This is a genomic window from Synechococcus sp. R8-2 (assembly GCF_047461715.1).
Classification (GTDB): Bacteria; Cyanobacteriota; Cyanobacteriia; order Thermostichales; family Thermostichaceae; genus Thermostichus.
Genome location: NZ_JANSHQ010000345.1, coordinates 1 through 5,800 on the forward strand (window position 1 = coordinate 1; position 5,800 = coordinate 5,800).

5 protein-coding genes are annotated in these 5,800 nt (G+C 59.8%); all 5 read right to left on the reverse strand.

Features of this window, described 5'->3' with window-relative positions; all coding sequences use genetic code 11:
• Positions 1-463, reverse strand: a 463-nt coding sequence (locus NW819_RS08740; RefSeq protein WP_414413510.1) for an Hsp70 family protein, incomplete at its 3' end; no start/stop codon positions are given.
• A gap of 179 nt (positions 464-642) precedes the next feature.
• A complete protein-coding gene (gene grpE, locus NW819_RS08745) occupies positions 643-1,395 on the reverse strand; it encodes a nucleotide exchange factor GrpE (protein WP_414413511.1) in 753 nt (250 codons plus the stop codon).
• Positions 1,396-1,536: 141 nt separating this feature from the next.
• Positions 1,537-3,198 carry a bifunctional metallophosphatase/5'-nucleotidase gene (locus NW819_RS08750; protein ID WP_414349860.1) on the reverse strand — a complete coding sequence of 554 codons (1,662 nt, stop codon included), beginning with the start codon at positions 3,196-3,198 and terminating at the stop codon, positions 1,537-1,539.
• A gap of 41 nt (positions 3,199-3,239) precedes the next feature.
• Positions 3,240-4,460, reverse strand: coding sequence for a DUF445 domain-containing protein (locus tag NW819_RS08755; protein WP_414374087.1), 1,221 nt, complete (start codon positions 4,458-4,460; stop codon positions 3,240-3,242).
• A gap of 87 nt (positions 4,461-4,547) precedes the next feature.
• A complete protein-coding gene (locus tag NW819_RS08760) occupies positions 4,548-5,480 on the reverse strand; it encodes a hypothetical protein (protein ID WP_414413512.1) in 933 nt (310 codons plus the stop codon).
• Positions 5,481-5,800: the final 320 nt, after the last annotated feature.

Here is a 5,800-nt window from a genome sequence, read left to right on the forward strand (position 1 = left end):
CATCTTTGGTGGCCTGCCGCTGGGCATCGGTAAAATAGGCGGGAACGGTGATCACGGCTTGGGTCACCGGCTCCCCCAGATAGGCCTCCGCATCGGCCTTCAGCTTTTGCAGGATCATGGCGGAGATCTCCTGCGGAGTGTAGGCGCGATCTTGCACCGCCACTTCCACCATGTTGTCTCGACCCGGGATGACTTTGTAGGGAACCCGCCTCCGCTCATCTTCGGTCTCGGCAAAGGTGCGGCCAATGAAGCGTTTGATGCTGAAGATGGTGTTTTCAGCATTGGTAACCGCCTGGCGCTTGGCCAGTTGGCCCACCAAGCGGGTGTTGTTCTTGGCGAAGCCGACAATGCTGGGGGTGGTGCGCCCTCCCTCGGCGTTGGTGATCACAACGGGCTGACCACCTTCCAAAACCGCCACGCAACTGTTGGTGGTTCCCAGGTCAATCCCGATGACTTTACCCATAGCCCCCTCTTCCCGTGCGCCAAGTCTCAACCCAAGAACGCGATTCCACGGATCTTAAAAGCATTCTGCCCAGAATCCCGCAGAAACCTTCAGACGTTGCTTTCGTCTCCGTAGCTTTACTGTAGCGTTTCTGAGACTGCTCTGGCTCTGTTTGTCAAGGTTCAAGTGAGCAAGTTCGGCTAGGAAGGTTGGGGGTTTTGGGGAGAGGCGGGCGTGTTTTCCGGACCAGCTTCGATGGTGGCTTGGGCTGGGGGGGATGGTTCAGAGCTGGGGCTGCCCGCCGAGACGGCCACCATGGCATGACGGATCACCAAGTCCCCCAGCTTGTAACCTGGCTGATATTCGGCGGCTACCACATCTTCAGGATAGTCTGGGCTGGGCTGACGGGCTATGGCTTCGTGCAGGTTGGGGTCGAAGGGCTGGCCCACCGATTTCATGCGGGAGACGCCCATCTTCTTCAGGCATTCCACCAGCAGGCGGTAGACGCTCTGGTAGCTGTTGTGCAACTCCCGCTCGCGGTCGGTTTCCAGCTTCAGCTGCTGCTGAGCCCGCTCAAAGCTGTCCACAACAGGCAAGATCTCCAGCACAAATTTCTGCCGTTCTTTTTGGCTGAACTCTTCTTTTTCCCGCTGGGTACGCCGCCGGTAGTTTTCAAAATCGGCGTAGAGGCGCAGGTAGGCGTCTTCTTTCTCTTTGAGTTGCTGGCGGACAACTTCCAACTCGTGCTGGAGCTGCTTGAGAGCTTCACCGGGATCTGGAGAAGGCTCAGCTGCGGTTTCTCCGGAGGAGGTACCGGCTTCTGCTTCGCTATCTTCCAAAATCAGCTTCTCCAGCTCTGCCTCTACGTCGATCTCTTCTTCCTGTAGTTCAGGATAGGTATCTTCTGGGGCCATCGGTTGCTTCTCTTCGGCAGTCATGGGCGATGTCGGCAAGTGTTAGCAATGAGCAGTGACTCGGATATCCCCAGTTTGGCAGTTTCAAAACCGCCGCTGCACTCAGCCAAACCAGGCTCTGTGTTGATCGTATTCTACCGGGTTCTCTTTCAGCCAGTTGAAGTCAATATCTTTTCTTTCCTAGCCGACCAGCAGATGTTCCCGTGGCCGGCCCAGGCAATCGGGGAAGTAGATCTTGGCCAAGTCGGGGATTAGGCGCCAGTTGGGGCTGTAGATGGGTTGAATGGGGGAGTGGGTGTGAATATAGTAGACCAGAAAGTCGCGGATGCTATCGGCTGAGATCCACAGGGTTTGGGCTTCTTGGAACATGCTGTAACCGCCGCCGCCGCCGGCTCGGTAGTGGTTAATGGCCAGGCGAAAGGTCTGTGCTGGTTCCACCGGCTGTCCGCGGAATTGTAAGGTCACCAGGCGCTTTCCTACGGGGCGGGTGAGATCGAAGCAGTAGTCGATGCCGTGGTAGAGGTCGAAGGTGTAGCCGCGGGCTTCGGGGGCCACGACGGCAGCAGGATCGGCGGGAAGGTGATTGGGATCCAACTGGCGAAAATAGCCGGCGGTCTGTTCTAGGGCGCGCCGCAGAATATCTCCGGTGATCTCCAAAACGCAGAGGGTGTTGTCGTAGACGGTGAGGCTGTAGGCATCTTGCAGGGAGATGGGGCCTGCCGACAGGCCGGCGCTGCTGCAGATGTTGACCAGGGAGAGCTCTGCGGGGAATCCTGCCTCCCGCACTGCTTGCAATTGGGCCTGATGGAGCAGCTCTGCCAGAGGGTTGGCCCCCAGACGGGCTGCCAGACCGCCGCTATAGGCAGAACGGGCTTGGCCAATGGGCTGACGGATGTAGCGCAGGGTGGCTTGATGATAGGGCTCTGTCAAGGCCAAGAGTTCGGGATCGGGAGGGATCCCTTCGGCGGAGAGGAGCTGTGCGCTTTTGCTGATGATTTGCCAGCGGCTGCCCTGGCGCTCCAGCTCCAGGGATACCTGGGAGAGGTGGCTGCCCCAATAGCCGGGCTGCACCACTAGAGCTGGGGATCCCCCCAAACCGGCAATGGTCTGGTGGGTATGGCCGGAGAGGATGACGTCAATGCCGTCCAGCTCGGCCAGCGCCAGCAGTTCGTTTTCCCCTGCCAGGCTTTTGTTGCTGCACCAGCCGGAGCGATCCGGGTTGTGCCAGTGCTCAGGGGTGCGCAGGGGGGGCAATTGGTTGGGGCCGCTGTGCAGGATCAAGATCAAAACATCCACCTGAGGTCGCAGCAGCGATAGGTAGTGGCGGGCGGTCTCCAACAAGGGGGCAAAGCGCAGCCCCGCAATGTAGTCGGGTCGCTCCCAGGTGTCGATGCGGGGGGTGGTCAGCCCCAACAGGCCGACGCGAACCCCGGCCAATTCCCGGATCAGGTAGGGCTGGAAGAGGGGATCCCCATTCTGGCGGAGGATGTTGGCGCAGAGCACCGGACAGCGGAGATCGCCGATAAAATCCTGGAGAACTTGCAGCCCAAAGTTAAAGTCGTGGTTGCCGGGGGTAAAGGCGTCGTAGCCCAAGGCGTTGAGAGCATGAGCCAAGGGGTGAGGGGAGACGCGCTCCACTTGCGCATAGTAGCTGCCCAAGGGGGATCCCTGAATGGTGTCGCCGCTGTCGATGAGCAGGACGGGATCCTCACTGGCAGCTCGCACGCGCTTAATAAGGGTGGCCAGCTTGGCTAAACCGTGCTCCGCAGGGATCCCGGTGAAGTAGTTCCAGGGATGTAGATTGGCATGGAGATCCGAAGTGTGGAGAATTGTTAATCGCATTCTCATATCATAGCCAAAGTTAAAGCCCCAACCCAAACTCGTCAGCCCAGCAAGAACAGCACCTGCACACAGCCCACCAAAAAGCCGAGGAGGCCGCCTAAGTTGACGATGGCCTGGAGTTCTTGGCGCACAATCTGCTGGATGGCCTGCTCCAGGTCGGCAGGGGAGGTGGCGTTGACTTTATCGGCAATGACCTGATCCAGGTTCAACACCGGGATCACCTGCATCATCAGGGATTCGAGATCCCGTTCTAGGTAGCGCTCCAAGACCAAAGCCAGGTCGGCGCTGATCTGATCGATGGAGGTGATCAACGCCTTGGAGTTGCGCAGGCGTCCCAACACCAGGCTGGCCACTTTTTCCCAATCGATGGTCTCCCCCAGCCCTTTGATAACCTCTGGCCCTTGGCTGCGCAGGTAATCTTGGATCCCGTCGCGGAGGGCACGGCGCAACTGACGCACGGCGGAAACCGGCAGGTTTTGCAGCGAGAGGTTCTGCAGGATCTCGGTCAGGCGGCGGGAGGCGTTGATGTCTTTGAGCAGATCTTCCAAGATGGCTTCTGCCCCTTCCGGCTCTTCCAGACAATAGGTGCGCAGGCGCAACAGGGCATTTTTCAGGCCGAACAAGTTGGCCACCACCCAGTAGGAGCCGGTCGCTCGTTCACGAAACTCCTCATCCAGGGATTCGATGTTGCGATCGGTGAGAAAGTCCACCAAGTTCTGCCGCAACACCTTTGGGGGCAGCGCCTGCTTCAGGATCCACTCCGAGAGCTGCTTGGCCTGCTCGGCACTGAGACGCAGCTCCAGCAACACTTGGTCGAACAGTTGGTTAATGGGCCCTTCCAAAAAGGTTTCTTGGCGGGCAAGCACCTTCACCAGGCGGGGCAACGACTCGTTAAACAGGTCGGCTAAAATGCGCGCCAACACCTGAGCAGTTTGCTGCTGTTGCTCAGGGTTTTGCAGCCGATCCAGAGCTACCCCCAGCAGCCAGCGGATCCCTGCTTGCATGCGCTCGGTTTGCAGCAGCTTACGGGCCAGATTGTGCAGTTCCTCCGGCGTGAGCAGGGATCCCATGATGGTCTTGGCGATCTGCTTGGCCAGACGAGGCTGGTTCTGCGGGATCAGGCCGGGGGTAAAGGGGATGCGCCAGCCGAAAACCCGATAGGGGCGGTAGGGCCGGAACAGCATTTTGATGGCAATGTCGTTGGTGAAATAGCCGATCACCAGCCCGGCCAGCGGGGGCACAACGTAGATCCAGAAGGCCATGGAACCAATGGAGGGGGCTCTCTTCTACTCTACCGAGCTGCCCCGAGTCACTTCAGCCAGCCACAGGGCAAAAGAGGGTTGGCCAGTTCATTGGATGATCAGGCTATCGGTCAGCTCCAGCTCCACCAGCGTATTGGGCTGTAGCGTCACCACCCGGTCGATATTGGTACTGCCTGCCGCAGCGCCGGCCAAGCTGCCGGCCAAGATCGGCAAAAAGCCCCATCCCCCCGTGAGAATTCCCAAGGCCAACCCACCTGCTGCCCCATAGCCTGCCCCGCGGGCTACAGTTGTGCCGACATCGGCGTTGCGATCCAACCCGACTGGTAGCGGCGCAGATTGGCCTCTCACCAAGTAGGTGGAAGAGCCGATGGTGAGGCGGTTGGCCACAAAGCGGCTGCCGACGACCCGCTCTTGGGGATCGGCGCTCTCCGCCTCCCGGCCAGACAACTTCAGTTCTCGGTAAACCGGCTCAAAAGTGCCCCACACTACACTCCCTGCCGGGATCACCACCTGGCCAAAGCGATCCACCACCGGCTCGGAGACTTCCAGGTGGCCGTTAATGGCCTGGTAGGGCTGGAAAGTGATGGGGCGGTAGACCGTGAGGAGAATACGGGTGCCGGCAGGCAGCTCGCCCCGCGTGGCTCCGGAGAGATCCCCACCTGGGCTGAGGTCGGGCCGACGTTGATAGGAATAGGCCTCGCCTTGGGGGAGTTGTCCACCTGGGGCCGCTTGAACGGGCACCACCGGGATCGGATCCAAGGCCGGAGCTGTGGGATCCAGCGGCATTTGCGGCACCTGAGGTACCGGTGGCAGGGCCGTGGCAGAGCCGGGGGAGGGCGGAGGGCTCAGCAAGGGCAGGGTAGGGACGGGATCCCCCCTGGGGGGCACCGGCTGAGGGGTGAACTCGAACTGCTGAGCAGCAACCGGGGCAACAGCAGCGGCCATCAACATCCCACCCAACACCCCCCAAAAGGAACTCCTCTGCAACAAATGCAGGAACGGCTGCAAGGTTGAGCTCATGGATCCCATCCGGTCGCAACTGGCAGTAGCTTAACATCCTGCCCCGCTTGTGCCCACTAGATTTAGTAGGTATTAAGGGATCGGAAGCTCTTAAAACACTATTGAGCCTGTTCGGGGTCTGGATCGAGTTTTCCCTAGGGGCTGGGGGAAGGAGAAGGAGTCGGTCCGCCGGGATCCCCTGGCTGGGGGGCTGGGGATTCTGGCTTAGGAGACTCTGTAGCCTCACTCTCCTGAGCCTCGGGGCTGGACTCCGGCTTGGGTTCTGCAGGAGACCGTCCTTCTGGAGAAGGAGAAGGTGAAGGCTGATACATTTACGCTGA